21 protein-coding genes are annotated in these 24228 nt (G+C 60.7%); 10 read left to right on the top strand and 11 right to left on the bottom strand.

What is annotated here, in order from left to right; genetic code table 11:
- Positions 1-231 precede the first annotated feature (231 nt).
- The 5 genes from lon to cmoB all read left to right on the top strand — a co-directional run bounded on the left by lon (position 232) and on the right by cmoB (position 5630).
- Complete coding sequence (gene lon / locus ACTJLA_RS07525) at positions 232-2652, top strand: endopeptidase La (protein ID WP_105225874.1); 2421 nt, start codon at positions 232-234, stop codon at positions 2650-2652.
- A gap of 197 nt (positions 2653-2849) precedes the next feature.
- A complete protein-coding gene (locus ACTJLA_RS07530) occupies positions 2850-3239 on the top strand; it encodes a protease inhibitor I42 family protein (protein ID WP_314548213.1) in 390 nt (129 codons plus the stop codon).
- A 1-nt stretch (position 3240) separates the two neighbouring features.
- Positions 3241-3897, top strand: coding sequence for a lysoplasmalogenase (locus tag ACTJLA_RS07535; protein WP_197883761.1), 657 nt, complete (start codon positions 3241-3243; stop codon positions 3895-3897).
- A 36-nt stretch (positions 3898-3933) separates the two neighbouring features.
- The gene (gene cmoA / locus ACTJLA_RS07540) at positions 3934-4677 is read left to right on the top strand and encodes a carboxy-S-adenosyl-L-methionine synthase CmoA (RefSeq protein WP_127880869.1); all 744 of its coding nucleotides are present in this window, start codon (positions 3934-3936) and stop codon (positions 4675-4677) included.
- Complete coding sequence (gene cmoB, locus ACTJLA_RS07545) at positions 4674-5630, top strand: tRNA 5-methoxyuridine(34)/uridine 5-oxyacetic acid(34) synthase CmoB (protein ID WP_314548217.1); 957 nt, start codon at positions 4674-4676, stop codon at positions 5628-5630. The genes cmoA and cmoB overlap by 4 nt, the downstream gene beginning before the upstream one ends.
- 117 nt (positions 5631-5747) lie before the next feature.
- On the opposite strand, the gene tadA is transcribed toward cmoB, so the two are convergent.
- The 10 genes from tadA to lptF all read right to left on the bottom strand — a co-directional run bounded on the left by tadA (position 5748) and on the right by lptF (position 16367).
- Positions 5748-6239, bottom strand: a complete 492-nt coding sequence (tadA, locus tag ACTJLA_RS07550; RefSeq protein WP_034128654.1) for a tRNA adenosine(34) deaminase TadA — start codon at positions 6237-6239, stop codon at positions 5748-5750.
- Complete coding sequence (locus tag ACTJLA_RS07555; protein WP_314548221.1) at positions 6239-7621, bottom strand: multicopper oxidase family protein; 1383 nt, start codon at positions 7619-7621, stop codon at positions 6239-6241. The genes tadA and ACTJLA_RS07555 overlap by 1 nt, the downstream gene beginning before the upstream one ends.
- Before the next feature lie 229 nt (positions 7622-7850).
- Positions 7851-8594 carry a pyridoxine 5'-phosphate synthase gene (gene pdxJ, locus ACTJLA_RS07560; protein ID WP_034128655.1) on the bottom strand — a complete coding sequence of 248 codons (744 nt, stop codon included), beginning with the start codon at positions 8592-8594 and terminating at the stop codon, positions 7851-7853.
- A 51-nt stretch (positions 8595-8645) separates the two neighbouring features.
- The gene (recO, locus tag ACTJLA_RS07565; protein WP_116667267.1) at positions 8646-9335 is read right to left on the bottom strand and encodes a DNA repair protein RecO; all 690 of its coding nucleotides are present in this window, start codon (positions 9333-9335) and stop codon (positions 8646-8648) included.
- Positions 9336-9530: 195 nt separating this feature from the next.
- Entirely contained in the window at positions 9531-10433 is a 903-nt protein-coding gene (gene era, locus ACTJLA_RS07570; protein WP_005785147.1) for a GTPase Era, read from the bottom strand.
- Entirely contained in the window at positions 10426-11115 is a 690-nt protein-coding gene (gene rnc / locus ACTJLA_RS07575; RefSeq protein WP_003188856.1) for a ribonuclease III, read from the bottom strand. Before rnc ends, era begins: the two co-directional genes overlap by 8 nt.
- 144 nt (positions 11116-11259) lie before the next feature.
- Positions 11260-12114 carry a signal peptidase I gene (lepB, locus tag ACTJLA_RS07580; protein ID WP_003188855.1) on the bottom strand — a complete coding sequence of 285 codons (855 nt, stop codon included), beginning with the start codon at positions 12112-12114 and terminating at the stop codon, positions 11260-11262.
- 5 nt (positions 12115-12119) lie between these two features.
- Positions 12120-13919 carry a translation elongation factor 4 gene (lepA, locus tag ACTJLA_RS07585; RefSeq protein WP_032877619.1) on the bottom strand — a complete coding sequence of 600 codons (1800 nt, stop codon included), beginning with the start codon at positions 13917-13919 and terminating at the stop codon, positions 12120-12122.
- A gap of 257 nt (positions 13920-14176) precedes the next feature.
- Entirely contained in the window at positions 14177-15256 is a 1080-nt protein-coding gene (gene lptG / locus ACTJLA_RS07590; protein WP_089041327.1) for an LPS export ABC transporter permease LptG, read from the bottom strand.
- Positions 15249-16367: an LPS export ABC transporter permease LptF gene (lptF, locus tag ACTJLA_RS07595; RefSeq protein WP_034128657.1), complete on the bottom strand. Its 1119-nt coding sequence runs from the start codon at positions 16365-16367 to the stop codon at positions 15249-15251. Before lptF ends, lptG begins: the two co-directional genes overlap by 8 nt.
- Positions 16368-16651: 284 nt before the next feature.
- On the opposite strand from lptF, the gene ACTJLA_RS07600 reads away from it, so the two are divergent.
- The 5 genes from ACTJLA_RS07600 (at position 16652) to rlmF (ending at position 23427) form a co-directional block, all read left to right on the top strand.
- Positions 16652-18142 carry a leucyl aminopeptidase gene (locus tag ACTJLA_RS07600; protein ID WP_072447568.1) on the top strand — a complete coding sequence of 497 codons (1491 nt, stop codon included), beginning with the start codon at positions 16652-16654 and terminating at the stop codon, positions 18140-18142.
- 178 nt (positions 18143-18320) lie between these two features.
- On the top strand, positions 18321-18749 hold the full coding sequence (locus ACTJLA_RS07605) for a DNA polymerase III subunit chi (protein ID WP_034128659.1): 429 nt from the start codon (positions 18321-18323) through the stop codon (positions 18747-18749).
- Between the two features lie 7 nt (positions 18750-18756).
- Entirely contained in the window at positions 18757-19131 is a 375-nt protein-coding gene (locus ACTJLA_RS07610) for a hypothetical protein (protein WP_034128660.1), read from the top strand.
- 194 nt (positions 19132-19325) lie between these two features.
- Positions 19326-22172 carry a valine--tRNA ligase gene (locus ACTJLA_RS07615; protein ID WP_054897749.1) on the top strand — a complete coding sequence of 949 codons (2847 nt, stop codon included), beginning with the start codon at positions 19326-19328 and terminating at the stop codon, positions 22170-22172.
- A 238-nt stretch (positions 22173-22410) separates the two neighbouring features.
- Positions 22411-23427 (top strand): 23S rRNA (adenine(1618)-N(6))-methyltransferase RlmF, encoded by a 1017-nt coding sequence (rlmF, locus tag ACTJLA_RS07620; RefSeq protein ID WP_034128662.1) that lies wholly within the window; start codon positions 22411-22413, stop codon positions 23425-23427.
- Positions 23428-23595: 168 nt separating this feature from the next.
- Here the strand turns inward: rlmF and ACTJLA_RS07625 are convergent, their stop codons facing one another.
- Positions 23596-23877: an HU family DNA-binding protein gene (locus tag ACTJLA_RS07625; protein ID WP_003188840.1), complete on the bottom strand. Its 282-nt coding sequence runs from the start codon at positions 23875-23877 to the stop codon at positions 23596-23598.
- Between the last annotated feature and the right edge of the window lie 351 nt (positions 23878-24228).

A 24228-nucleotide genomic window follows, 5' to 3' on the forward strand; every position in this document is an offset into this window, starting at 1 on the left:
TATGGGGAATTTTATTAAAGCAGGTTAGCTGGGACTGGCGATAAGTAAACCCAATAAAAGCTGGGTCTAGCCGTCACATTATTGACGATCAGTTCGAAAAGCGGAGGGGTAAAGTACGTTGACCGCAACCCTCCCGTTATTTCATGCAAATTGTTGCTAACGACGCCCCCCCATTGAAACCACCGCAACCCCGCCCCATCTAACCTGCATACTTACTGATGCAGGTGCCCCATGAGCGACCAGCAAGAATTTCCAGATTACGACCTCAACGATTACGCCGACCCCGAAAACGCTGAAGCCCCCTCGTCCAATACTGGCCTGGCCCTGCCTGGGCAAAACCTGCCGGACAAGGTCTACATCATCCCGATCCACAACCGGCCGTTTTTCCCGGCACAAGTGTTGCCGGTGATCGTCAATGAAGAACCCTGGGCCGAAACCCTGGAGCTGGTGAGCAAATCCGACCACCATTCCCTTGCGCTGTTTTTCATGGACACGCCGCCCGAAGACCCACGGCACTTCGACACCTCCGCCCTGCCGCTGTACGGCACCCTGGTGAAGGTGCACCACGCCAGCCGCGAGAACGGCAAGCTGCAGTTCGTCGCCCAGGGCCTGACCCGCGTGCGCATCAAGACCTGGCTCAAGCACCACCGCCCACCTTACCTGGTGGAAGTCGAATACCCGCATCAGCCCAGCGAGCCGACCGATGAGGTGAAGGCCTACGGCATGGCGCTCATCAATGCGATCAAGGAACTGCTGCCCCTCAACCCGCTGTACAGCGAAGAGTTGAAGAACTACCTCAACCGCTTCAGCCCCAACGACCCGTCGCCGCTCACTGACTTTGCCGCGGCACTCACCTCGGCGACAGGTAATGAACTGCAGGAAGTGCTGGACTGCGTGCCCATGCTCAAACGCATGGAAAAAGTGCTGCCGATGCTGCGCAAAGAGGTGGAAGTCGCGCGCCTGCAAAAAGAACTCTCCGCCGAAGTGAACCGCAAGATCGGCGAGCACCAGCGTGAGTTCTTCCTCAAGGAACAACTCAAGGTCATCCAGCAGGAGCTGGGCCTGACCAAGGACGATCGCAGCGCCGATGTCGAACAGTTCGAACAGCGCCTGCAAGGCAAAGTGCTGCCGGCGCAAGCGAAAAAACGCATTGATGAAGAACTGAACAAACTGTCGATCCTGGAAACCGGTTCGCCGGAATACGCCGTCACGCGCAACTACCTGGACTGGGCCACCTCGGTGCCGTGGGGCGTGTACGGAGAAGACAAACTCGACCTCAAGCACGCGCGCAAAGTGCTCGACAAGCACCATGCGGGCCTGGATGACATCAAGAGCCGCATCCTCGAATTCCTAGCGGTGGGCGCCTACAAGGGCGAAGTCGCCGGTTCCATCGTATTGCTGGTAGGCCCGCCGGGCGTGGGCAAGACGAGTGTGGGCAAGTCCATCGCCGAATCCCTGGGGCGGCCGTTCTATCGCTTCAGTGTCGGCGGCATGCGCGACGAGGCCGAGATCAAGGGCCACCGGCGCACCTACATCGGCGCCCTGCCTGGCAAGCTGGTGCAGGCGTTGAAAGACGTGGAAGTGATGAACCCGGTGATCATGCTCGACGAGATCGACAAGATGGGCCAGAGCTTCCAGGGCGACCCGGCGTCGGCGCTGCTCGAAACCCTGGACCCGGAGCAGAACGTCGAATTCCTCGACCACTACCTGGACCTGCGCCTGGACCTGTCCAAAGTGCTGTTCGTGTGCACCGCCAACACCCTGGACTCAATCCCCGGTCCGTTGCTGGACCGCATGGAAGTGATTCGCCTGTCGGGCTATATCACCGAAGAAAAAGTCGCCATCGCCAAGCGCCACTTGTGGCCCAAGCAGTTGGAAAAAGCCGGCGTGGCCAAAAACAGCCTGACCATCACCGACGGTGCCTTGCGCGCCTTGATCGACGGTTATGCGCGAGAGGCCGGCGTGCGTCAGTTGGAGAAACAGCTGGGCAAGCTGGTGCGCAAGGCGGTGGTAAAACTGCTGGATGAGCCGGACTCGGTGATCAAGATCGGCAACAAGGACCTGGAAAGCTCCCTGGGCATGCCGGTATTCCGTAATGAGCAAGTGCTGTCCGGCACCGGCGTGATTACCGGCCTGGCGTGGACCAGCATGGGCGGCGCCACCTTGCCGATCGAAGCGACGCGCATCCACACGCTCAACCGCGGCTTCAAGCTCACCGGGCAGTTGGGTGAAGTGATGAAAGAGTCCGCCGAAATCGCCTACAGCTACATCAGTTCCAACCTGAAGTCGTTTGGCGGCGATGCGAAGTTCTTCGACGAAGCCTTCGTGCACTTGCACGTGCCGGAAGGCGCCACGCCGAAAGACGGCCCGAGTGCCGGCGTGACCATGGCCAGTGCGTTGCTGTCCCTGGCCCGCAACCAACCGCCGAAAAAAGGCGTGGCGATGACCGGCGAACTGACCTTGACCGGGCATGTACTGCCGATTGGCGGGGTGCGCGAGAAGGTGATTGCGGCGCGGCGCCAGAAGATTCACGAGTTGATCTTGCCGGAGCCCAACCGTGGCAGCTTTGAAGAGTTGCCGGACTATTTGAAGGAAGGGATGACGGTGCACTTTGCCAAGCGGTTTGCGGATGTGGCGAAGGTGCTCTTCTGAGAAATATCCAGACCTGATCATTCCCACGCTCTGCGTGGGAATACATCCCGTGACGCTCCGCGTCACAAAGCGGACGCGGAGCGTCCAAGGCAACGTTCCCACGCGTGGGAACGATCGGCCAACGCAAACCCCTCCTTGTCACACCTTGTCTCATCTTCGGTTATGCTCCCCCTTCGTCGTGTATTAACGGAGCCTTCATGACCGCTGCCCGCCTGCTTCTTCCCTTGAGCCTTGTCTTGCTGGCCGCATGCGCCAGTGCCCCCAAGCAAAACGTCAGCGTGGACAAACAGAGCGCCTGCCCGCTCCAGCTTAAAAACGGGCAAAACCTGATCCTCACCCTGCCCAGCAACCCCACCACCGGTTACCGCTGGGCCATCCAGGACTCCGCCGGCGGCGTGTTGCGCGCCTTGAGCCCCGAGGTCTACAGCAGCACCGAGTCCGGCGTGATCGGCGGGGGCGGCCAGTCCACCTGGCGCTTCCAGGCGTTTGCCGCAGGGCAAGGGCGTTTGCGCCTGACATCCCAGCAACCTTGGGAGCCGGAGGCCGAACCTGTCGAAACCTTTGACTGCGCCATTACGGTGAACTGATATGCCATGGCTGATCCTTGCCTTGATGGGCGCCGGCACCTTTGTCTATGGCCTGGCGACCCATGCGACGCTGCTGTGCCTGCTGGTCAAGCCACTGCCGGTGCTGGCGCTGCTGGGTTGGCTGCATGACGCGCCGCCCACCGAGTATCGACGCTGGATCAGCCTGGGGTTGATTTTTTCCGTGGTGGGCGACGTGCTACTTGCCTGGCCAGGCGACCTGTTTATCTTTGGCCTGGGCGCGTTTCTGTTCGCGCACCTGGCCTATCTCAAAGCTTATTTCAGTGACTGTCGGCGCTTGGCGCTGCTGCCGCTGGTGCTGGCCCTCGGCGTAAGCGCAATCTTGCTGAGCATCCTGATCTCCCACGGCCTCGGTGAACTGCTGATACCGGTGGTGGTTTACGCGCTGGTGATCAGCGCCATGCTCTGGCGTGCGTTGGCGCGACTGGGCAGCGAGGTGCCCAAGCGTTCAGCGTGGCTGGCGGCGGCGGGTGCGGTGTCGTTTGTGGTTTCCGACGCGCTGATCGGCATCAATCGGTTTGTGCTGGCGTTCGAGGCAGCGCCGTATTTGCTGATCGCCACTTACTGGCTCGGGCAGTGGGGCATCACCGCCTCGGCTTTCCATCAGACAACCCGCGCATCCGAGGGCCAACTTGGCTAAAATGCCGGCCTTTCCCCCACCGTCGCCGGAACAGCCGTGAGCAAAGAACCCGATCGCCTATTCGCCCAGCCCCTGCCCCAGGTGCCGGACTTCGCCTTTAACGAGGATGTGGTGCGGGTGTTCCCGGACATGATCAAGCGCTCGGTGCCGGGCTACCCCACCATCGTCGAGAACCTCGGCGTGCTGGCCGCGCAATTTGCCCAACCGGGTAGCGTGCTGTATGACCTGGGCTCTTCCCTGGGCGCCGTGACCCAAGCCCTGCGTCGCCATGTACGCACCGAGGGTTGCCGGGTGATCGCCGTGGATAACTCCGCCGCGATGGTCGAGCGCTGCCGCGAATACCTCAATGGCCAGGACTCGATGTTCCAGGAGTTGCTGCCGGTGGAGGTGATCGAGGGCGACATCCTCGCCCTGCAATTCAAGCCCGCCTCGGTGGTGGCCCTGAACTTCACCCTGCAATTTATCGCCCCCCAGGAGCGCCTGGCGTTGCTGGGGCGCATTCGCCAGGCGCTGCTGCCGGGAGGAGCATTGATCCTCTCGGAAAAGCTGCGCTTCAACGATGTTGATGAACACGCGCTGCTGACCGACCTGCATATCGCCTTCAAGCGCGCCAACGGCTACAGCGAGCTGGAAATCGCCCAGAAGCGCAGCGCCATCGAAAACGTCATGAAGCCCGACAGCCTCGAAGAACACCGCGAACGCCTGCTGGCGGCGGGGTTCTCGAAAGTCGTGCCGTGGTTCCAGTGTCTTAACTTTGCCTCGTTGATTGCCTTGCCATGATTGATTTGTCCCCCCTCGCCCGCCATCTGGTCGGCACTCCCCTGGCCGTGTGGGCCCAGGGCCTGCAAGCGCAGCTCGATAGCAAGATGGAAAAAGGCCATGGCGACCTGGAGCGCTGGCAGAGCGCCTTGGATGCACTGCCGAAGATCCAGCCCAACAGCGTAGATTTGCTCAACGGCCTGGTGCTGGACACCGATTGCGACAACGCCACCCGCGAACAGATGCACACGGCGCTGATGGGCCTGAGCCCCTGGCGCAAAGGCCCGTTCCATCTGTTCGGCGTGCATGTGGACACCGAGTGGCGTTCGGACTGGAAGTGGTCGCGGGTGGCGCCGCACCTGGACCTCAAAGGCAAGCGCATCCTCGACGTGGGCTGCGGCAACGGCTACTACATGTGGCGCATGCTCGGCGCCGGGGCCGACAGCGTGATTGGCGTGGACCCCAACTGGCTGTTCTTCTGCCAGTTCCAGGCGGTGCAACGCTACTTGTCCGAGCCCAAGGCCTGGCACCTGCCGTTCCCGTTCGAAGACTTGCCGGCGAACCTGGAAGGCTTTGACACGGTATTTTCCATGGGCGTGTTCTACCACCGCCGCTCGCCGATCGAGCATCTACTGGCGTTGAAGGACACCCTGGTCAAGGGCGGCGAGTTGGTGTTGGAAACATTGGTGGTGGAAGGCGACCAACAACAAGTGCTGGTGCCAGAAGACCGTTACGCCCAGATGCGCAACGTGTGGTTCCTGCCGTCGGTACCGGCGTTGATGCTGTGGCTGCGCCGGGCCGGGTTCAGTGATGTGCGGTGCGTGGATGTGAGCGTGACCACGGTTGAGGAGCAGCGTGGGACGCAGTGGATGAAGTATCAGTCGCTGAGTGATTTCCTGGACCCTGAGGATCACAGCAAGACCATTGAAGGGCTGCCGGCGCCGATGCGGGCGGTGATCATCGCTCGTAAATGACACCACTATGATCGTTCCCACGCTCTGCGTGGGAATGCCTCTTGTGACGCTCTACGTCACGCTTTGGGACGCAGAGCGTCCTGTGCTGCGTTCCCACGCAGAGCGTGGGAACGATCATCACGGTTTAGCTCGTCGGGCTTTGAAGAACTCGCTCAGGACAGCCCCACACTCCTCGGCCAATACCCCGCCTTCAAACAACACCCGATGGTTAAGAAAACCCTGGGTAAAAAACTGCCCCTGGCTTTGCACGATGCCCGCCTTCGGCTCCAGCGCGCCATACACCACCCGCGCAACCCGCGAATGCACGATCAAACCCGCGCACATGCTGCACGGTTCCAGCGTCACATACAGCGTGCTGCCCACCAGCCGATAGTTGCTGATCGCTTGTGCAGCGGCGCGGATCGCGACCATTTCGGCATGGGCGCTGGGGTCGTTGCCACTGATGGGGCAGTTGAAGCCGCGGCCGATGATTTCACCGTCCTGCACCAGCACCGCACCCACCGGCACTTCGCCCAATGCAGCGCCTTGGGCGGCGAGCGCCAGGGCTTCGCGCATAAAGTCCTGGTCGCGGCTGCGGTCGATAATCGCGGCGGGGCGAATCTGGCGCATCACGCCACCTCGATGGCGGCCATCAGGCCGGTTTCCATGTGGTCGATCACATGGCAATGGAACATCCACACTCCTGGGTTATCCGCCACCAAGGCCACGCGGGCGCGTTCGTTCTTGCCCAGCAGGTAGGTGTCGGTGAAATACGGGATCACCTTGTGGCGGTTGGACGCAAGCACCTTGAAGCTCATGCCGTGCAGGTGGATCGGGTGCTGGTACTGGGTCATGTTCTTCAATTCGAAAATGTAGCTCTTGCCCTTCTCCAGCTTGGCAATCGGGCGGTCGGCGCAGGTCTTGTCGGTGATGTCCCAGGCCTGGCCGTTGATCTGCCACAGGCTCGGCGGCTTGCCGTTTTCGACATTGACCGACACTGAACCGACCCATTCGAAATTGAAGTTTAGTTTCTCGGCATTGGCCAGGTCTGGCTCGGCAACCGGGTTGGCCGGCAATGCCGGTGGCCATGCGGTAGGCGCGTCGGTATTGGCGACAGAGCGGAAGGTGCCAAGGCGCACCGGGCCGTTGCGCAGCGACAGTTCTTCGCCCGCCGGTGGCGCCTTGATCGCCAGGCAAATGCGCATACCCGGGCCCAGCCAATATTCCTTGCCCAACGGGCGCGGCTCGATGGGGTTACCGTCCAGGGCATAGATCTGCGCTTCGACGCCAGGAATATTGAGGCGATAAGTCAGGGTGTTGTCGAGGTTGAGTAGGCGCACGCGGGTGATTTGCCCAGCCGGCAGGTCGATCACCGCCTGGGGCACGCCGTTGATAGTCGAGAGGCGCCCGGCCGTGCCGCCACGCGCCGCTTCACGGGGGATGCTGAACTCGACAAATGCGCCCTCTTCGTCGATGTGCCAGTTCTTCAGGCTCAAGGTGCGCTCGTACTGGAAACCGGTGGGTTCGCGCTCTTCCACGATCAACGGGCCGACGAGGCCACGGCCGAGTTCTTCGCTGCTGCTCACGTGAGGGTGATACCAGTAACTGCCGGCATCGGGCACGCGGAATTTGTAGTCGAAGTATTCGCCAGGCAGCACCGGCAATTGCGAGACGTAGGGCACGCCGTCCATTTCCAGCGGCAGGCGGATGCCGTGCCAGTGGATGGTGGTGGCGACCGGCAGATGGTTGATAAAGCGCACCCGCAGCCATTCGCCTTGGCGCACGCGCAACTCGGTGCCCGGCGCCGATGACCCGAACGCCCAGGCCTGGGTCTTGTGCCCCGGTACCAACTCTACGTCCAGGGGCGCGGCGATCAGCTCGTAATCGTGCCCCGCCTCGGACTCAGCGACTTTCCCCAGCCAGTAGCGGTAGCCACCGCCGACACCGACGCCTACTACGGCCAGGCCAGCAAGACCACCCAGGATTTGTCGACGGGAAAAGGATCGGGACACAACAACCTCGCGTATCTGCCGCAGGCCAAGGGCCCGCAAAGGGCTGATACGATACACCTGCGCCGGCTAAACAGTAAGGCTTCGCATTGCCGCACAGATGAAAGATGGCACAAACCTGTAGGAGCGAGCTTGCTCGCGAAAGACCTGAGAACAACTCGGAGAGCCAGACTCCCCGCGTCATCGTTAACGACCTTCGCGAGCAAGCTCGCTCCTACAGGTTAATTTGCGGTCAGGGCTTCGCAGCGGCCAGAATCAGGGCTTTCATCTCGGCCACTGCGCCTTTGAAACCGACAAACAACGCGTGCGCCACCAGGGCGTGGCCGATATTCAGTTCGTTGATGCCCTTGATCGCAGCCACGGCTTCGACGTTGTGGTAATGCAAGCCATGGCCAGCATTGACGATCAAGCCTTCGTTGAGCCCGCAGTTCACGCCGTCGATGATGCGTTGCAGTTCGTCGGCCACTTCGGTCGGCGTGGTGGCATCGGCATAACGACCAGTGTGCAACTCGATCGCCGGGGCGCCGACACGGCGTGAGGCTTCGATCTGGCGCTCGTCGGCATCGATAAACAGCGAGACTTCGCTGCCGATCCGCGACAGGCGCTCCACCGCGGCCTTGATCCGCGCTTCCTGGCCGGCGACGTCGAGGCCGCCTTCGGTGGTCAGCTCCTGGCGAGTTTCCGGTACCAGGCAGATATGCGCCGGGCGAATGCGCTCGGCGAACGTCATCATTTCTTCGGTGACGCCCATTTCGAAGTTCATGCGGGTTTGCAGCACGTCCTTGAGCAGCAGCACATCGCGCTCCTGGATGTGACGGCGGTCTTCGCGCAGGTGCACGGTGATGCCGTCGGCGCCCGCTTCTTCGGCGTCCAGCGCGGCCTTGACCGGGTCAGGGTAACGGGTGCCCCGGGCCTGGCGCAGGGTGGCGACGTGGTCGATGTTGACGCCAAGAAGAATGCGATTGCTGGTGGTCACGGAAGCGCTCCTGAAAAGGGAAAGAATCGGTGCACAGCATACACGGGGACGTCAGGGCTTTCGAAACAACTCGCGACTGACCAGCGGCCGTCCGCCCAGGTGCACGGCCAGGGCCTGGCGCATCAGGCGCTTGGCGGCGGACAGCGCACCGGGAGCGTGCCAGTCGGCTTCGCTCATGGCCAGCAGTTCGGTGCCCTGAAACAGGCCGGGCTGCAGCAGGTACACACGCTCAAGCCCCGCATCGACTTGCAGGCGATACATGCCATCGGCGGCGATGGGCTCCCCGTGCAGGTCGTTGGCCAGTTCGAAGCCGTAGCCAAGGTCGTCGAGCAAACGCCATTCGAAAGCGCGCAGCAGCGGTTCCAGCGGACGGCCTTCAGCGAGGGCCAGCAAGGTAGCAGCGTAGTGATCGAAGACCGCCGGGTGCGGGTCTTCGGCGGGCAACAGGCGAATCAGCAGTTCATTGAGGTAAAGGCCGCTGAACAGCGCATCGCCATTCAGCCAGGCCGAGGTGCCAACGCTTTCCAGGCGGCCGACGTTTTTCAGCTCGCCCTTGCCGCGAAACTCCACGTCCAGCGCCACGAACGGCCGCGCCAAGGTACCCGCCTTGCCCCGTGCGCTGCGCAAGACTGCGCGCAGTCGGCCTTGGGGCGTGAGGAAGTCCACCAACGCACTGGTTTCGCGGTAGGCGCGGCTGTGCAGGACGTAGGCAAGTTGGCTGGGGGGTGGGGATTGCGACATGAGACGGGGAATCTCTAAAGAAGGAGAGCGCTTGTGTGGCGAGGGGAGCTTGCTCCCGCTGGGCTGCGAAGCAGCCCCTCTAGCAGCCACCGAGTTATACCTGAAAAACCTCGTCGACCTTGTTGGGGCCGCTCCGCGGCCCAGCGGGAGCAAGCTCCCTCGCCACAGCAAGCCCGCCAGTCACTGTGCAACCCGTTACAGGTCGCCATAGCCCAGAGAGCGCAACGCACGCTCATCATCGGACCAGCCACCCTTAACCTTCACCCACAGGTTGAGCATGATCTTGGAGTCGAACAGCAGCTCCATGTCCTTGCGCGCTTCGGTGCCGATGCGCTTGATACGCTCGCCCTTGTCGCCAATGATGATTTTCTTCTGGCCGTCGCGTTCGACGAGGATCAGCGCATGAATGTGCAAGGTCTTGCCCTGCTGCTTGAACTCTTCGATTTCGACGGTGATCTGGTACGGCAGCTCGGCGCCCATCTGGCGCATGATTTTCTCGCGGACCAGTTCGGCGGCAAGGAAGCGGCTGCTGCGGTCGGTGATCTGGTCTTCCGGGAAGAAGTGCTCGTTTTCCGGCAGGTAACCGGCGATCACGCGCTCCAGGGCTTCGAGGTTGTGGCCGTGCTGGGCCGAGATCGGCATGATCTGGGCGTTCGGCAGTTGTTCCTGCAACCAGGTCAGGTGCGGCATCAGCTCGGCTTTGTCTTCGATACGGTCGGTCTTGTTCAGCGCGACGATCAACGGGCCGGTCACGTATTGCACACGCTCGAGGACCATCTGGTCTTCGTCGGTCCACTTGGTGCGGTCGACCACGAAGATCACCACGTCGACGTCTTTCAACGCGGCCGAGGCGGTCTTGTTCATGTAGCGGTTCAGGGCTTTCTCGCCACCTTTGTGCATGCCAGGGGTATCGACATACACCGCTTGCACGTTGCCTTCGGTCTTGATGCCCAGCATGTTGTGGCGGGTGGTCTGGGGCTTGCGCGAGGTGATCGCGAGCTTCTGGCCGAGGATGTGGTTGAGCAGCGTGGACTTGCCCACGTTCGGGCGGCCGACGATGGCAACATAGCCACAGCGTGTTGCGGTTGAATCAGTCATGGCCATTCTCCACGCCCAGGGCAATCAGTGCTGCAGCGGCCGCTACCTGTTCGGCAATACGACGGCTCACACCCTGACCTCGGCTTTTTTCGTTCAATAAAGTGATTTCACATTCCACGAAGAACACCCGGCAATGGGGCTCGCCCTGGATATCCACCACTTCGTAGCGTGGCAGTTCGCAACCTCGGGACTGCAGGTACTCTTGCAGGCGGGTCTTGGGATCCTTGTTGGTATCTACCAGCGTCAGGCTTTCGATTTCCGAGGCCAGCCAGGCGACAACGCGCTCCTTGGCCGTCTCCATGCCTGCATCGAGGTAGATCGCACCGATCAAGGCTTCCAGCGCATCAGCCAGGATTGACTCGCGACGGAAACCGCCGCTTTTCAACTCACCGGAACCCAGCCGCAGATACTCGCCCAGGCCAAAGCCTCGGGCCAGCACGGCCAGGGTCTCGCCTTTCACAAGGCGTGCGCGCAGGCGCGACAGCTGGCCTTCTCGCGCTTGGGGGAAGCGCTCGAACAGCGCCTCGCCGGCGGCGAAATTGAGGATAGCGTCACCGAGGAATTCCAGGCGCTCGTTATTGCGCCCTGCAAAGCTGCGATGTGTGAGGGCAAGGACCATCAATTCCTGGTCCTTGAAGGTGTAGCCGAGCTGACGCTCGAGACGACTTAGAGAAACGGTCACGGTTTATCCATATCTAGTTGATGGCACCGGCGGCCATCGACGATTGACGCAGTGTTCAAATTCAAATCCTGATGGGTACCGGGCATCGGAAAATGTCCAAGCCCCAGAAAAGCATTCGGCGCTGTGTTCACAGCGCCGCTTGTATTACTTGATCAGCCCGACCCGCGAGAAGTTCGGCAGGTGGCTGAGCTTGGGTTCCGGCCAACTCATCCAGACCGCGAAGGCTTTGCCGACAATGTTCTCGTCCGGCACCATGCCCAGCAGATCCTTGGGAATGTTGGGGTCATCCCAGTAGCGGCTGTCGTTGGAGTTGTCCCGGTTGTCGCCCATCATGAAGTAGTGCCCGGCAGGCACTTTCCACTGGCCATCCGGCATCGCACGGTAGCGGCTCATTTCCTTGCGGATTTGGTGCTCCACCGCACCGAGTTTTTCCTGGTACAGCTCGGCGCTGCCCAAGGTATTCGGCTCGGCGCCCAACAGCTTCTCGGCCACCGACTCACCATTGATGAACAGGCGCTTGTCGCTGGTGTAGCGCACCACGTCGCCCGGCAGGCCGACGACTCGCTTGATGTAGTTGACGTTCGGGTCGCTTGGGTAGCGGAACACCATCACATCGCCGCGCTGCGGGTCACCTACCGGGATGACTTTCTTGTCGATCACCGGCAGGCGAATGCCGTAGGAAAACTTGTTCACTAGGATGAAGTCGCCCACGTCCAGGGTGGGTTTCATCGACCCCGAAGGGATCTGGAACGGCTCTACCAGAAACGAGCGCAGCACCAGCACGATGAACAACACCGGGAAGAACGACTTGCCGTACTCAACCAGCAAGGGCTCTTTGTTCAGCTTCTCGACCACCACCGCATCGGGCTGGCTGACGCTGCCCTGATAGGAAGCGATGGCCGCCCGACGACGCGGGGCGAAGAACACCAGATCGAGCAACGCCAGGAGACCACAGACGGCAACGGCAATGACCAGCAACAGCGGGAAATTTAGTGACATAGGACCTAACTATCCAACCTGAGCACCGCAAGGAAGGCTTCTTGTGGAACTTCCACGTTGCCTACTTGCTTCATGCGTTTTTTACCGGCCTTTTGCTTCTCAAGCAGTTTGCGCTTACGGCTTACGTCACCGCCGTAGCATTTGGCCAGTACGTTCTTTCTGAGAGCCTTGACGGAAGTCCGTGCAATGATCTGCCCGCCGATGGCGGCCTGGATCGCGACGTCGAACATCTGGCGCGGAATCAGTTCTTTCATCTTCTCGGTCAGTTGGCGACCTTTGTAATGCGCGTTGTCCTTGTGCACGATCAGTGCCAGGGCATCTACCTTGTCGCCGTTGATCAGCACATCCAGTTTCACCAGATTAGCCGATTGGTAACGATCGAAATGGTAGTCCAGCGAAGCATAGCCGCGACTGGTGGACTTGAGACGGTCGAAGAAGTCCAGGACCACTTCGTTCATCGGCATATCGTAGGTCACTTGTACCTGAGTACCGAGGAACAGCATGTCGCGCTGCACGCCACGCTTTTCGATACACAGTGTAATGACGTTGCCCAAGTGTTCCTGCGGTACCAGGATATTGGCCCGCACGATCGGCTCGCGCATGTCTTCGATGGCCGACAGGTCCGGAAGCTTGGAGGGGTTGTCGACGTAAATCGTTTCACCGGTTTTGAGCAGCAACTCAAAAATAACGGTTGGCGCGGTGGTGATCAGGTCCAGGTCGTATTCGCGCTCGAGGCGCTCCTGGATGATCTCCATGTGCAGCATGCCCAGGAACCCGCAACGGAAGCCGAAGCCCAGGGCGTCGGAGCTTTCCGGGGTGTACTGCAACGACGAGTCGTTGAGGGTCAGTTTTTGCAGGGCTTCGCGGAAATCTTCGAAGTCATCGGAGCTGACCGGGAACAGGCCGGCGTAGACCTGTGGCTGGATGCGCTTGAAGCCGGGCAGCACGTCGACGTCTGGCGTGGAGCTCAGGGTCAGGGTGTCACCCACTGGTGCACCGTGAATATCCTTGATGCCAGCGATGATGAAGCCTACTTCACCGGCTTTCAGATCAGTGGTCGCGGTGTGTTTCGGGTTGAATACACCGACGCTGTCCACCAGGTGGATCTTGCCAGTGGACTTGACCAGGATCTTGTCGCCCTTCTTCACACGGCCATGGCGCACGCGTACCAGGGAAACAACGCCCAGGTAGTTGTCAAACCAGGAGTCGATGATCAACGCTTGCAGCGGATCTTCGTAGTTGCCGGTCGGTGCGGGAATGGTATGCACCAGGCGTTCGAGCACTTCGTCGACACCCAGGCCGGTCTTGGCGCTGCAGGTGACGGCGTCGGTGGCGTCGATGCCGATGATCTTCTCGATCTCTTCCTTGACGCGCTCAGGCTCGGCCTGGGGCAGGTCGATCTTGTTGAGCACGGGCATGACTTCCAGGCCCTGCTCGATCGCGGTGTAGCAGTTGGCAACCGACTGCGCCTCGACGCCCTGGCCGGCATCGACCACCAGCAACGCACCTTCACAGGCCGCCAGCGAACGGCTGACTTCGTAGGTGAAGTCAACGTGGCCAGGGGTGTCAATGAAGTTCAGTTGGTAAGTGATGCCGTCTTTGGCCTTGTAGTACAGCGTGACGCTGTGGGCCTTGATGGTGATCCCGCGCTCGCGTTCGAGGTCCATGGAATCCAGTACCTGGGCTTCCATTTCACGCTCGGCAAGGCCGCCGCACATCTGGATAAATCGATCGGCCAGCGTCGACTTGCCATGGTCAATGTGGGCGATGATGGAGAAATTGCGGATATGACTCAAATCACTCACGGATCAACACTCAAAAAGGCTGCAGGCAGATTGCCCGCTGAAAAATAGCCGGGAATTGTACCTGATGCTCAGGCCAGACGTCATCTTTGCTGACCAATACAAAAAAGCCCCACTTTAATGGGGCTTAAAATTGTAGGAGCGAGCTCGCTCGCGAAAATCGCCAACGATAACGCGCTTATTCTGGATAAACGCTGCGTTTCGCAGACTTTCGCGAGCAAGCTCGCTCCTACAGTGAGTGGCATTTAGCGAGCGCGGCTTCAACCCGCCCGGCGCAGCAGCCAGAACCCGGCCACGGCACAAATAGCTGTTGGCACCAGCACCGCAAACAGCGGCGAGAAGCCGAATACCAGGCTCGACGGCCCAAGCAAGTCCTGGGCGATGCGGAAGGTGAAGCCCACCAGCACGCCGGTAAATACCCGTTGGCCCAGGGTCACGGAACGCAATGGCCCGAAAATGAAGGAGATCGCCATCAACACCAAGGCCGCGGTAACCACCGGCTGCAAGACTTTCACCCAGAACGCCAGCCAGTAGCGGCCATTGTTCAAACCCTGCTCCTTGAGGTAGTGGATATAGCTCCACAAACCGGAGATCGGCAGGGCTTCCGGCACCATGACCACGGTGTTGAGCAACTCCGGCTTGAGGGCGATATCCCACTGTTCGGTCGGCACATTGACCACTTCGGTGCTGGACTGAGTGCCCTTACCCACGTTACGGAAGTGCGTGGTGGTGACGTCGCTCAGTTGCCATTGCTCGCCACTGTACTGCGCGCGCTTGGCGAAGCTGGACGACAACATGTGCCGTTCTTTGTCGAAGGTGTAGCGGGTCACCCCGATCAACAGGCCACCCGGTTGCACGGCGTTGATGTGGATGAACTCGTCACCCTGGCGGTGCCACAGGCCGTGCTTGGCGCTTTGCGCATCGCCCGAACCCTGGGCCAGGGCGCGATTGGCCTGGGCGGTGGCTTCGGCCGGTGGCGCGACGTATTCACCGATCAGCACACTGCAGGCCATCAGCAGCAGCATCGGCTTCATCACCGCCCAGACGATACGGCCGATGGAAACCCCGGCGGCGCGCATGATGGTCAGCTCGCTGTTGCTGGCCAAGGTACCCAGGCCGATCAGACAGCCAATCAGCGCGGCCATTGGCATCATGTCGTAGAGGCGGCGCGGCGCGGTCAGTGCGACGTAGCTCAGCACGTCCGTGACTGTGTAAGTGTCAGTAACGTTGCCCACTTCATCAATGAAGGCGAACAGCAAGGCCAGGCCGAGAATGATGCCCAGTACCGCCAGGATGGCGATCAGTACGCTAATGCCGATGTAGCGATCAAGCTTAGCCACGGGCCAACTCCTTCAGGCCACGACGGCTCTTCATTTTCAAACGGATAGGTTCCCAGTAGAGCAGCCCCAGGCCGATCATCAGGAAAACCCCGTGCACCCACCACAGGCCCAAGGCCGGTGGCAACTTGCCCTTCTCCAGGGAACCACGGGCAGAAATCAGGATGGTCAGGTAGGCCATGTACAGCAGGATCGCTGGCAGCAACTTGAGGAAACGCCCTTGGCGCGGGTTGACGCGCGACAGCGGCACGGCCATCAGGGTCACGATAAACACCAGCAGCGGCAGGGACAGGCGCCATTGCAACTCGGCGATGGAGCGCAACTCCGGGCTGCCGAACAGCGATGAGGTGGGCAGTGCGTCGCGGTCGGTGACCTCGTCACTGATCTCGGCCTTGGGCAGCATGACGCCATAGGTGTCGTACTTGATCGCCCGATAATCCGCCAGGCCAGGGCTGCCGTCGTAGCGGTAGCCGTTTTCCAGGATCAGGTAGCGATTGCCATCAGGACGGATTTCCTGACGACCGCTGTCGGCCACCAGAATCGAAATACCCCGATCCTTCTGGTTCTGACCTAGGTTCTTCTGGGAGATGAACACGCCGCCAAGGTTGGAGCGGTCGTCGGTCATGGTTTCGGTGTAGGTCACCCGCGAACCGTCGCTGAGCGACTGGAAGCGACCGGGCTCGAGGGTGTCGAACTCAGTCATCGCATCCTGCTTGTTCAGCAGGAGCTGGAATTGCATGGCCCCCTGGGGCGCCAGGCTCATGCTCAACCAGGCCACCACCAGGGCAACACCGGCGGCAGGCACCATGGTCATGGCCAGCAGGCGCTGCTGGCTCATGCCGGTGGCCGACAGCACGGTCATCTCGCTTTCCAAGTACAGCCGGCCATAGGCCAGCAATATGCCGAGAAACAGGCCAAGCGGCAGGATCAACTGGAGCATGCCGGGCATCCGGTAGCCCATGATCAGGAACAGTGAGCCCGGGTCCAGGGCGCCAGCGGCGGCTTGGGCCAGGAACTTGACGAAACGACCACTCATGATGATGACCAGCAACACCGCACTCACGGCACTCAGGGTCAACAGAACTTCGCGGGACAGATAACGGAAGACAATCAAACCAGACACTCCAGGGTTGTCAGGCTAAGGCGGCCAAACAAGCAAGCATACCGAGTCGACCCGCTTACCACGGGCCGGCTAAAAAGATGGCGCATTATCCTGTGATTGACCTCGCCTGTCACGGAGCTTACTCATGCGCACGCACAAAGCGTGCGCCAAGGGTTGTCAGGCTCCGTTGGCGAGGTTCAAACTGCGGCCTTTGTCGCTGGCGGTTTACAACGCTGCCGAGCTTTAAAGCCGGAGTACAAGCTCCCGGCTCACAGACCTTGATAAGGGACCCGAAAATGGAATTGGTTGTAAAAAGCGTTAGCCCCGAAACGTTGAAAACCGCCACCCTCGTGGTCGCTGTCGGCGAAGGCCGCACACTCGGCGTCGCCGCCAAGCAACTGGACGAACTGAGCGGCGGCGCTATCAGCGCAGTGCTCAAGCGCGGCGACCTGGCCGGCAAGGTCGGTCAGAGCCTGTTGCTGCAGAGCCTGCCCAACCTTAAAGCCGAGCGCGTTTTGTTGGTGGGCGTGGGCAAGGATGCCGAACTGGGCGACCGTCCGTTTCGCAAGATCGTCAGCGGCATCCTCACCACCCTCAAGGGCCTGGGCGGCAGCGATGCGGTGCTGGCGCTCGATGAAATCGTGGTCAAGGGCCGCGACAGCTACGGCAAGACCCGCCTGCTGGCCGAGTCGCTGGTGGACGGCGGCTATATTTTCGACCAGTTCAAGAGCCAGAAAACCGAACCGCGCGCCCTGAAGAAAATCACCCTGCTGACCATCAAGGCCGCCCAGGCTGAAGTCCAGCGCGCCGTCACCCACGCCCAGGCCATCGCCAACGGCATGTCGTTCACTCGCGACCTGGGCAACCTGCCGCCGAACATCTGCCACCCGACATTCCTGGGCGAACAGGCCAAGGCATTGGGCAAAGAGTTCAAGGGCTTGAAGGTTGAGGTACTGGACGAGAAGAAGATCAAGGACCTGGGCATGGGCTCGTTCTATGCCGTGGGCCAGGGCAGCGACCAGCCGCCACGCCTGATCGTGATGCAATACAACGGCGGCAAGAAGTCCGAGAAGCCTTACGCCCTGGTAGGTAAAGGCATCACTTTCGATACCGGCGGCATCAGCCTCAAGCCCGGTGCGGGCATGGACGAGATGAAGTACGACATGGGCGGCGCCGCCAGCGTGTTCGGCACCCTGCGTGCCGTGCTGGAACTCAAGCTGCCGATCAACCTGGTGTGCATTTTGGCCTGCGCCGAGAACATGCCGAGCGGCGGCGCGGCTCGCCCAGGCGATATCGTCACCACCATGAGCGGCCAGACTGTGGAGATCCTCAACACCGACGCCGAAGGCCGCCTGGTGCTGTGCGATGCCCTGACCTACGCCGAGCGCTTCAAGCCCCAGGCCGTGATCGACATCGCGACCCTGACCGGCGCGTGCATCGTTGCCTTGGGTTCCCACACTTCGGGCCTGCTGGGCAACAACGACGAACTGATCGAGCAACTGCTCAGCGCCGGCAAGGCCGCCGACGACCGCGCCTGGCAACTGCCGCTGTTCGATGAGTACCAGGAACAGCTCGATAGCCCGTTCGCCGACATCGCCAACATCGGTGGCCCGAAAGCCGGCACCATCACTGCGGCCTGCTTCCTGTCGCGCTTTGCCAAGAACTTCAACTGGGCTCACCTGGACATCGCCGGCACGGCCTGGACCAGCGGCGGCAAGGACAAGGGCGCCACTGGCCGTCCGGTACCCCTGCTGACCCAATACCTGCTGGATCGCGCCAAAGCTTAAGCGGCCCCTGCGCCTCTCTGTAGGAGCGAGCTTGCTGTGGCGAGGGAGCTTGCTCCCGTTGACTGCGTAGCAGTCCCCGGCTTTTTAGGGGCACTGCGCACCACAGCGCAAGCAAGCTTGCTCGCCACAGCAAGCTCGCTCCTACAGAGGGGCAACCAGGCCAGCCCCAGGATTTCCAATGCCCCAAGTCGACTTCTATATATTGCCCAGCGCCGATCCTCTCGCGCGCCTGGACTTTGCCTGCAAACTCACTGAAAAAGCCTGGCGCATGGGCCATCGCATCTACCTGCACTGCAGCGATGCCGCCCAACGTGAAGAACTTGATGCCCGTCTGTGGCGATTCAAGGGCGAAAGCTTCGTGCCCCACGGCCCCGCCGAATCCGAACCTGAAAGCCTGGTAGTCCTGGGCTTGGGGGACAATTGCGGCGATCACCATGACTTGCTGGTCAACCTCGACCTGAAAGTACCGGCCTTTGCCCAAGCGTTCGCCCGTGTGGCGGAAGTGGTAGTGGAAGACCCGGCTATTCGTCAGGCTGCGCGGGAGAGTTTCCGTTTCTACCGTGAACAGGGCTATCCTCTGCAAGATCACCGGCTACAACGACTTTGAGTACATGATGGACACTCCCAACCCGCTGAAAAAAGACGACCACCTGCTGGATGACCTGGAGTCGATCCGTCAGTTGCTGGGTGATGACAACCTGCAACCGCCGCTGCTGACCGAGACGGTGGAGGGTGAGGTTCAGATTCCGCTGTTGTTCGACATGGTCGGCGGCAAGCCTGCCGCGCCGGCACCTGCGATTGCAGAACCCGCTCCAGCCGCCGAAAAAGCCCCCGACGCCCTGCTGCTGCACCTGGACAATGAACTGCGCGCCGCTGCGCAATTGATCATGCAGGATGTGATCGATGACTTTGCGCCGCATATCGAGGCCGAGATCAAGCGTCGGATGGATGCGCGGATGGAGCGGTTGCTCAGCCAATACCAGTCTTAAACCTTGCATAGACCCCTGTGGGAGCTGGCTTGCCTGNTCGCCGAAGATGCTGACTGAAACACCGCCATCGCAGGCAAGCCAGCTCCCACATTAATTCTGCATCGGTCTTAACCGTCTTCGCCTCGCCCTCGCCCCTATCCCCCGTTATACTTGCCGGCTTTCCTGAATAAATGCCAACTAGGGTCCCGCCGCGCATGGATAAGACCTACCAGCCCCACGCTATCGAAACTTCCTGGTACAACACCTGGGAGTCCGAGAACTATTTCGCCCCACAAGGTGCGGGCGACTCGTACACCATCATGATTCCGCCACCGAACGTCACTGGTAGCCTGCACATGGGCCATGGCTTCAACAATGCGATCATGGATGCATTGATCCGCTTCCGCCGCATGCAGGGTCGCGACACCCTGTGGCAACCGGGCACCGACCACGCCGGTATCGCCACCCAGATGCTGGTGGAACGCCAACTGGAAGCCACCGGCCAGAACCGTCACGACCTGGGTCGCGAGAAATTCCTGGAGAAAGTCTGGGAATGGAAAGACCAGTCCGGCGGCAATATCAGCCGTCAGATCCGTCGCCTGGGTTCGTCCGTAGACTGGAGCCGCGAGCGCTTCACCATGGACGACGGCCTGTCCGAAGCCGTTAAGGAAGCCTTCGTGCGCTTGCATGAAGACGGCCTGATCTACCGCGGCAAGCGCCTGGTCAACTGGGACACCAAGTTGCACACGGCCATTTCCGACCTTGAAGTGGAAAACCACGACGAGAAAGGCTTCCTGTGGAACCTAAAGTACCCGCTGGCCGACGGCGCCAAGACCGCTGAAGGTAATGATTACCTGATCGTCGCCACTACCCGTCCGGAAACCATGCTCGGCGATGCCGCCGTGGCCGTTAACCCGAACGACGAGCGCTATCAGGCGCTGATCGGCAAATTCGTCGAACTGCCACTGGTTGGCCGCCGTATCCCGATCATCGCGGATGACTACTGCGACCCTGAGTTCGGCACCGGCTGCGTGAAAATCACCCCGGCCCACGATTTCAACGACTACGAAGTCGGCAAGCGCCATAACCTGCCGCTTCTGAACATCTTCGACAAAAATGCCGCCGTATTGCCAGCCTGCCAGGTGTTCAACCTGGACGGCACGCTCAACGACAGCATCGACGGCAAGATCCCGGCCGAATACGCAGGCCTGGACCGTTTTGAAGCGCGCAAACAGATCGTTGCCGCCTTCGACGCTGCCGGTTTGCTGGTCAGCGTTGACGACCACGGCCTGAAAGTGCCGAAGGGCGACCGCTCCGGCACCGTGATCGAACCGTGGCTGACCGACCAGTGGTACGTGTCCACCAAGCCGCTGGCAGAACCTGCTATTGCCGCCGTGGAAGATGGCCGCATCCAGTTCGTGCCTAAACAGTACGAAAACATGTACTTCTCGTGGATGCGCGACATCCAGGACTGGTGCATCAGCCGTCAGCTGTGGTGGGGCCACCGTATTCCGGCCTGGTACGACGAGTCGGGCAAGGTCTATGTAGGCCGCGACGAAGCCGAAGTGCGTGCCAAGCACAACCTCGGCGCGGACATCGCGCTGCAACAGGACAACGACGTACTGGACACCTGGTTCAGTTCGGGCCTGTGGACCTTTTCCACCCTGGGCTGGCCGCAGCAGACCGAGTTCCTGAAGAAATTCCACTCCACCGACGTGCTGGTCACCGGCTTCGACATCATTTTCTTCTGGGTTGCCCGGATGATCATGCTCACCATGCACCTGGTGAAGAACGAAGACGGCACCCCGCAGGTACCGTTCAAGACCGTGTACGTACACGGCCTGGTACGCGACGGCCAGGGCCAGAAGATGTCCAAGTCCAAGGGCAACGTCCTGGACCCGCTGGACATCATCGACGGCATCGACCTGGAAACCCTGGTGCAGAAACGCACCTCGGGCCTGATGCAGCCGAAACTGGCGAAAAAGATCGAGAAGCAGACCCGCGACGAATTCGCCGACGGCATCGCCAGCTACGGCACCGACGCCCTGCGCTTCACCTTCTGCTCGCTGGCCTCCACCGGTCGCGACATCAAGTTCGACATGGGCCGCGTCGAAGGCTATCGCAACTTCTGCAACAAGATCTGGAACGCGGCGCGCTACGTGCTGGACAAAGGCGAAGACTGCGGCCAGAACGGCGAAGCCTATGAGCTGAGCCTGGCGGATCGCTGGATCATCTCGCAGTTGCAGCGCACCGAAGCCGAAGTGACCCGCCAGCTCGACCAGTTCCGTTTCGACCTGGCCGCACAGGCCCTGTACGAGTTCATCTGGAACCAGTATTGCGACTGGTACCTGGAACTGTCCAAGCCGGTACTGTGGGACGAAAACGCGCCGGTCGAACGCCAGCGCGGCACCCGTCGCACCCTGGTGCGCGTGCTGGAAGTGGCGTTGCGCCTGGCGCACCCGTTCATGCCGTTCATCACCGAAGAAATCTGGCAGCGCCTGGCGCCGCTGGCCGGTATCGAAGGCAAGACCATCATGCTGCAACCTTGGCCGGTGGCCAACGAAGCGCGCATCGATGAGGCCGCCGAAAGCGATATCGAATGGCTCAAGACTCTGATGCTCGGCACACGTAACATCCGCGCCGAGATGAACATCGGGCCGGGCAAGCCGCTGGCCGTGTTCGTCAAGAACGCCAGTGCCGAAGACCAGCGTCGCCTCAGCGAGAACGATGCGCTGCTCAAGAAGCTGGCCAAGCTGGAGTCGATCACCGTATTGGCTGCCGATGCCGAAGCACCGTTGTCTGCCACCGCGTTGGTGGGTGATATGGAAGTGCTGGTGCCGATGGCCGGCCTGATCGACAAGGGCGCGGAACTGGCCCGCCTCGACAAGGAAATTGCGCGTCTGCAAGGCGAAGTGCAGCGAGTGGGCGGCAAGCTGTCCAACGCGGCGTTCGTTGACAAGGCGCCGGCTGAAGTGATCGAGAAAGAACGCGCCAAGTTGGCCGAGGCTGAACAGGCCTTGGGCAAGCTGGCGGAGCAACATGCGCGGATTTCCAGCCTGTAAGGGGAAACCGTGTAGAGAAAGAGGCCTTCGGGCCTCTTTTTTTGTCCAGGAAAACCACACCATTTCCCAATCAAAACCCTATCCCTGTGGGAGCTGGCTTGCCTGCGATACTGACGACTCGGTGTATCAGGCAGACCGAGGTGATGCTATCGCAGGCAAGCCAGCTCCCACATTTGACCGAGTTGTGTTCAGGAATGTGTGACAATGCCCACCACATTGAGCCAACACCAGAATCATCATGACCGCCCCCACTACGCCCAAACCACCGCGCAAGAAGCCTAAAACCGCCGCCACGGCCAAACCCGTCGCGCCACGCAAAGAGGCCACCCTGCATCCGCGCAACCGCCACACGGGCCGTTACGACTTCCCGGCGCTGATCAAGACCACGCCGGAACTGGCGCAGTTCGTGATCATCAACCCCTACGGCAAAGAGAGCATCGACTTCGCCAGCCCGGATGCGGTGCGGGTGTTCAACCGGGCACTGCTCAAGTCGTTCTATGGCATCCAGCATTGGGACATCCCTGCCGACTACCTGTGCCCGCCGGTGCCGGGGCGTGCCGACTACGTGCACTTCCTCGCCGACCTGCTGGCCAGCGTCAACGACGGCAAGATCCCGCGGGGCTCGATCGTCAAGGTGCTGGACATCGGTATGGGCGCCAACTGCGTGTACCCGCTGATTGGCTATATGGAGTACCGCTGGAACTTCCTGGGCTCGGAGGTCGACCCGATCGCCGTGTCCGCCGCCAAGGCCATCGTGCAGTCCAACGACCTGAGCAAGGTCATCCAGTTGCGCCAGCAACCCAACCCCAAGCAGATCCTGTTGGGCCTGCTGGAGCCGGGTGAGCGCTTTGACCTTACGATGTGCAACCCGCCGTTCCATGCATCCATGGACGAAGCCACCAAAGGCAGCGAGCGTAAATGGCGCGCCTTGGGCAAGGCAGACCCGAAACGCAAGTTGCCGGTGCTTAACTTCGGTGGTCAATCGGCCGAACTGTGGTGTGAAGGTGGCGAAGCGCGATTTGTGACGCAACTGATCGCCGAGAGCGCGCATTTTGCGCATAAAGTGCTGTGGTTCAGCACCCTGGTGTCCAAAGCGTCCAACCTGCCGGCGATCGAAACCGCGCTGAAAAAAGCCGGCGTGCTGGAAAGCCAGGTGGTGGAGATGTCCCAGGGGCAGAAGCAGAGCCGCTTTGTGGCCTGGACATTCCAGACCAAGAACGAGCAGCAGATCTGGCGCCAGCGCTGGGTTCGATAAGAATCATTGTGGCGAGGGAGCTTGCTCCCGCTGGGCAGCGCANTGGGAGCGCTGCGCACTCCAGCGGGAGCAAGCTCCCTCGCCACAATAACCGCGCTCTACAATAAAATCGCAGGCAATAAAAAACCGTGCCCGGATCACTCCGAAGCACGGTTTTTTTGCTGCGTCTTACTTGTTAACAGCGTCGGTCAGGCCTTTAGCCACAACCAGCTTGATAACTTTCTTGGCAGCGATTTCGATGGCAGCGCCAGTCGAAGGGTTACGGCCAGTACGGGCAGGACGCTCGGTCACTTTCAGTTTGCCAACGCCTGGCAGAGTGATTTCGCCGCCATTTTCCAGCTGATCAGCAACAACTTGGCTCAGTTGGTCCAGCAGAGCGCGCACGGTAGTTTTCGGTGCGTCTACTGCTTCAGCCAGGTCAGCGATCAGTTGGTCTTTAGTAATAGCCATTGTGGTGTTCCTTCCCTATCAAATTCATATGGATTGCAGAGTGCAGTGTCAGCCGTCGAGCCCGACCGTCATGGCCTGGCATCCCCGGCCATAACCACGGAGATCGGGGTTATAGATGCTTGAAACGGGGATTGGTTCGACCTGACAAATGCTGAATGCACGCTTAACGCCGAGACTTGGCGTAAGACGGGGCAAAACTAGCACAGAGACGGGGAAATATCCGCCTCAACATACCCATTTGGTCAGCTTTATCGCTCTAAACCGTGAAAAAAAGGCATATGGCCAGTGGGAGGGCGTGCAAAATGCCGTTCGGGGCACGTCTTGACCAATGGGTGCGGTACACTGGGCGAC

It is taken from the genome of Pseudomonas sp. 22072 (assembly GCF_052046095.1).
GTDB lineage: Bacteria > Pseudomonadota > Gammaproteobacteria > Pseudomonadales > Pseudomonadaceae > Aquipseudomonas > Aquipseudomonas paracarnis.